The organism is Pauljensenia hongkongensis, assembly GCF_001746855.1.
In the GTDB taxonomy this organism is placed as follows: Bacteria; Actinomycetota; Actinomycetes; order Actinomycetales; family Actinomycetaceae; genus Pauljensenia; species Pauljensenia hongkongensis.
Map to the genome: position 1 here is coordinate 1,279,500 of NZ_CP017298.1, position 4,405 is coordinate 1,283,904.

Genomic DNA, 4,405 nt, shown 5'->3' on the forward strand with positions numbered 1-4,405 from the left:
CGCGGCCGCCTCAGCGGCGCGCCTGCCCGCCCCCTCGCAAGTGCCAGCGCGACGCCTCCTGGCTCGCGTCGATGAACTCCCGGAACAGTCCGCTGCCCCGCGCCAGCTCGTCGGGGGCGCCCGTCTGCGCGACGCGCGCCCCGCCGCCCGCCCCGTCCGGGGACAGGACGATGACACGGTCGGCGCGCATGATGGTGGAGACGCGGTGTGCGACGACCAGGACGGTCCGCCCGCGCGACAGCTCCGAGACCACGTGGGTGATCGCCGACTCGTTCTCACCGTCCAGGGCGGAGGTGATCTCGTCGAGCAGCAGGATCGGCGCGTCCTTGATGAAGGCGCGGGCGATGGCGACCCTCTGGCGCTCTCCCCCGGACAGCGCCAGCCCGCCCGGCCCCACTCGGGTGTCCCACCCGTCGGGCAGGGCCTCGATCACCGTGTCGAGGCGCGCGCGCCGGGCGGCCCGGGCCAGCTCGCCGTCGGTGGCGTCCGGGCGCGCGATCCGCAGGTTCTCGCGGATCGTCGTGTCGAAGAGGTAGACGTCCTGGAAGACCATCGACGTCATTGCCATGAGCTCCGCGCTCGTCATGTCGCGCACGTCCACGCCGCCCACTCGCACGGCTCCGGCCCCCGCGTCCCAGAACCGCGCCGCCAGGCGCAGCACCGTCGACTTGCCCGCGCCCGAGGGGCCGACGATGGCGGTCACGGCCCCCGGCTCCGCCTCGAAGGACACGTCCCGCAGCACGGGGCTGCCCTGCTCGTAGGAGAAGGAGACGTGCTCGAAGGCGACGGAGGCCCCCGAGGGCGTGCGCGCCTGGGACGGGTCGGGCTCGGGCAGCGGGCTCGACTCGAGGATGTCGAGCACACGGTCGAAGGCGACGCCCGCGTTGTTGGCCTCGGTGGCGATGAGCGCCGCCTCGCCGATGGGCCCGCTGATGCGGGCGCACACGGCCATGAGGGCCAGGTAGACGACCGGGTCGAGCTCCCCGCCCATGACGAGGGCCATGCCCGCGGCCACCAGGGCCGCGTAGGTAAGCGTGATGATCAGGGAGAACCCCTGGGCGGGGCGCGACCTGACCACCAGGGAGGACAGCACAGCACTGGACTCGGCTTCCAGGGCGTCGTCGAGGACCGTCCACCCGCGCTTGGTCGCGCCGGTCGCGCGGAGCACCGTCTGCAGGCGGGAGAACTCGATGAGCCGCCCGGCAGCGGCCGTGGCGGCCCCCGACTCGGTGGTGTTGGCGCGCTCGGTCGCGGAGCCGGTGAGGCGGAGCACCCACCACAGGGGCGGGACCGCTGCGGCCATGATGGCCGCGAGCCGCCAGTCGTAGAACGCCGTGGCCGCCATCATGACGGCGGGGACCACGAAGGCGTTCGTCAGGCGCGGGAGCACGATGGAGACGACGTGCGAGATGGTGTTCACCTCGCGGGAGGTCGCCGAGGCGACCTGCGCCTCGCGTTTCGCGTCGAACCACCCCAGCGGCAGGGCGAGCACGCGGGAGGCGATGCGGTCGATCATGGAGTCGCACACGTCGTAGACGCTCACCCGGAACGAGACGAACATGGCGACGGTGTCGACCACCAGGGCGCACAGGCCGGCCCCCACCACCAGGGCCGTCCACATCCCCAGGTCCGGCGCGGCGCCGAGGAAGGCCCGCAGGAAGGGGATCAGGAGCGACAGGGTGATGCCCTGGAGGACGGCGGACGCGATGAACCAGTTGCGGATCATGCGCATCTGGCGCGCGTTGACGACGCGGATGATTTTGCCCCACACGGTCATTTCTCCTTTCGGCTCGTGCCCGGGCGCCCGCCACTGCCGGGGCCGCCTGGCCCGTCCGGACCATCCGGGCTGTTCGAGGCGTCCGGGTCTCCCGGGTCGCCCGGCCCGCCCGGGCCACCCGGGCCGCCCTGGCCGGGGTTCTGCGTCCGCCACAGCCGCGCGTAGGCGCCGTCCAGGGCGATGAGGCGGTCGTGGGTGCCGCGCTCGACGATCCGGCCCCGGTCCACGACCAGGATCTGGTCGGCGTCGCGGATGGTGGAGAGGCGGTGGGCGATGACGAGGACGCTGCGCCCCTCGGACAGAGAGCTGAGCGCCCGGTGGATGTCGCGCTCGGAGCGGGGGTCGGCTGATGCGGTCGCCTCGTCGAGCACCAGGATCGGCGCGTCCATCAAGTAGGCGCGCGCCAGGGTGACGCGCTGTCGCTCCCCTCCCGACAGGAATCCCCCTTCCTCCCCGATGACCGTGTCGTAGCCCTCGGGCAGCGCCATGATGCGGTCGTGGACGCAGGCTGCCCTCGCGGCGGCCTCGATCTGCTCCCGGGTCGCGCCGGGGCGGCCCAGCGCGATGTTCGCGCCGACCGTGTCGTGGCACAGCGCGACGTCCTGGAAAACGATCGCCAACTGGGACAGCAGCCACGCGTGGGTGGCCTCGCGCACGTCGATGCCGCCGACGCGCACCGTCCCCGAGTCCGCGTCCCAGAAGCGCCCGACCAGGCGGGCGATGGTGGTCTTCCCGCCGCCGGAGGGCCCCACGATCGCGGTGACCGTGCCTGGCTCCACCGAGAAGGACACGTCCCTCAGGACCGGCGCGTCCTGCGAGTACCCGAAGGAGACGCCGTCGAAGGAGACCGCGCCGGGTTGGGGCGCCGCGCCCTCGTAGGCGCCCTCGGGCATGAGGGGGCTCGCCAGCAGCTGTGCCGTGGCGCGCGCCCCTTGGCGGGCCTCGTAGGCGTGCTGGGTCATCTGCGTCAGCGTGAGCAGGCCGGAGGGCAGGGCGAGCGCCACGAAGAAGAAGGGCAGCGCCCGGGCAGGGGTCGTCCAGCCCTGCCAGACGAAGAGCGCCGCCAAAGGGGCGACGGTGGCGAACACGGAGGACGGCCGGATGATCGCGCTGACGAGCGCCACCGCCGCCCCCGAGCGCTTCGTCCACGTGTAGGACAGGGCGGAGAACGCCTCCCTGGCGGCGGTGAAGCGCGTCCGGGTGGCGTCGGCGGCCTGGAAGTTCTTGATCTCCGCGATGCCCTCGACCATCTCCACGGTGGCGGCCGCCAAAGCGGTCTGCTGCTCGGAGAACTCCGAGACGATCGACCCGTAGCCGCGCATCGAGACGAGGGCGATCGCGCCGATCAGCACCACCCACACCCCCGCCAGGGCGAGCGCCAGGCGCCAGTCGACGCAGAGCAGGTACGCGAATCCCGCCGCCGCGCCGACGAGGGAGTGCGTGGTGTCGCCCGGCAGGTGGGCGATCATCGTGTGGATGGCGGCGGTGTCGTCGGCAACCATCTTGCGGATCGCGCCCGCGGAGAGCGCCGACACCTCCCCCAGGGGCATGTTCCCGATGGTCGTCACGACGCGCTCGCGCAACCGGTGGCGCAGCCGCGCCTCGGCGATGTGCGTGACCCCCAGGCCCAGCGAGTAGCACGTCTGCCCGGCGAAGAGCGCGGCCACGGCCACGCCCGCCAGGAGCCACAGCTCCCCGGGCGTGGCGCCCTCCTCGCCGAGCCACAGCTCCGCCAGGCGCGCCATCGCCGCGTAGGGGACGATCCCCAGGACGGCCGCGAGCGCGGTCAGCGCCGCCGCCCCGAACATCGCGGGGACCGCGGGGCGGATCAGCTCCTTCAGGCCCGCGTTCTTGTTCTCCGATGCGCTCATCGGTACCTCCAGTAGAGAACCACGGCGGCGGCCAGGCACGCCAGGGCGACGACCGCCCAGTCGCGCGCCCGCCAGCGCTCGTCGACCATTTCCGTGCGCCGGGCGTGCGCCCCGAAGGCGCGGGCGTCCATCGACAGGGCGACCCGTTCGGCGTGCGACACCGATATGACCATCAGCGGCACCACGGACGCCGTCCACCGGACGGCGGGCGCCAGCGGCCCCCACCCCGAGCCGACTCCCCGCAGCGCCCGCGCCGTCCGCAGCAGCGCGAAGTCCCGGCTGAAGCGCCTGAGGAAGGACACGGCCGCCGTGCCCGCCGCGGCGAGCCGGTAGGGCAGGCGCAGGGTCGTCGTCAGCGCGCGTATCTGCGCCTCCGCCGGGGCCGCCGCCCCTCCCAGGAGCACCAGCGCCAGTACCGCGCCGACCGTGGTGGCGCCCGAGGCCGGGGACGCGACGTAGTACAGTTCGACGCTCCTGTAGGGCGCGGTGGCGAAGTAGCGCAGCGTGAACAGGAGCAGCGCTGCGGTGAGCCACGGCGCCAGGGCAGTGGCCACGAGGCGCCGGGCGGGCGGGCGCGAGGCGATGACGCCCAGTGTGGCCGCCGCCATGACGACGAGGTTCACCCGGGTGGTGCCGCCGAGTGCCACGGCCACCATGAGGGGCAGCGCGGCCAGCCCCATGGTCAGGGGGTTCAACGGGGCGAAGGCGCCGCCCTGGCGCCTGCCGCGCTGGTGGGGCGCTGCGGCGCCCGGTGCGG

General features: G+C 73.7%; 3 protein-coding genes. All 3 read right to left on the reverse strand.

Going from position 1 to position 4,405, the window contains the following annotated elements:
* Nucleotides 1-10: 10 nt before the first annotated feature.
* Nucleotides 11-1,777, reverse strand: a complete 1,767-nt coding sequence (locus BH719_RS05330; RefSeq protein ID WP_009743748.1) for an ABC transporter ATP-binding protein — start codon at nucleotides 1,775-1,777, stop codon at nucleotides 11-13.
* Nucleotides 1,774-3,648, reverse strand: a complete 1,875-nt coding sequence (locus BH719_RS05335) for an ABC transporter ATP-binding protein (RefSeq protein ID WP_009743749.1) — start codon at nucleotides 3,646-3,648, stop codon at nucleotides 1,774-1,776. The genes BH719_RS05330 and BH719_RS05335 overlap by 4 nt, the downstream gene beginning before the upstream one ends.
* The coding region (locus tag BH719_RS05340; RefSeq protein WP_009743750.1) for an energy-coupling factor transporter transmembrane component T at nucleotides 3,645-4,405 on the reverse strand (761 nt) is incomplete at its 5' end. The genes BH719_RS05340 and BH719_RS05335, both read right to left, overlap by 4 nt.

What these genes read in the sequence shown, in the direction of transcription:
- BH719_RS05335 (WP_009743749.1), bottom strand. Translation starts at nt 3,648, where the DNA reads ATGAGCGCATCGGAGAACAAGAACGCGGGCCTGAAGGAGCTGATCCGC.
- BH719_RS05330 (WP_009743748.1), bottom strand. Translation starts at nt 1,777, where the DNA reads ATGACCGTGTGGGGCAAAATCATCCGCGTCGTCAACGCGCGCCAGATG.